A 372-nucleotide genomic window follows, 5' to 3' on the forward strand; every position below is an offset into this window, starting at 1 on the left:
GACGGCCGGCTTCGCGCCCGGCCGGCTCTCCGCCTCCAGCAGGTCCAGCGCCGCCCGGGCACCGACCAGCGGGTAGGCATCGCCCTTCTCCAGGGACTTCAGATGGCCGCTGCCACCGACGACCTCACCGCCGGATCCCACCTGGATCCCCGTCGCCCAGCCGTAGGTCGGCAGGCCGCCCACCACCGGGTCGGCGTTCACGACGCGGGCGGAACCCATCACCTGGCGCGCGTCGAGCGCCGCGCCGTCCTGCCCGACGGCCTTGAGCACCGGGGCCGCCGCGGCCTCGGCGGCCTCCTCGCTCACCGGCTCACCGGAGCCGGCTCCCCGCGCCTCCCCGTCACAGGCCGCCGCCGGACCGCACGGGTCCGG

Annotated in this window: 1 pseudogene; it reads right to left on the reverse strand. The window is 77.7% G+C overall.

Going from position 1 to position 372, the window contains the following annotated elements:
• A pseudogene (locus IH13_RS0114860) lies at window positions 1-306 on the reverse strand (hypothetical protein); the annotation flags it as partial.
• Between the last annotated feature and the right edge of the window lie 66 nt (window positions 307-372).

Origin of the sequence: Streptomyces sp. NRRL WC-3549 (genome assembly GCF_000721935.1) — a bacterium.
Taxonomy (GTDB): Bacteria; Actinomycetota; Actinomycetes; order Streptomycetales; family Streptomycetaceae; genus Streptomyces.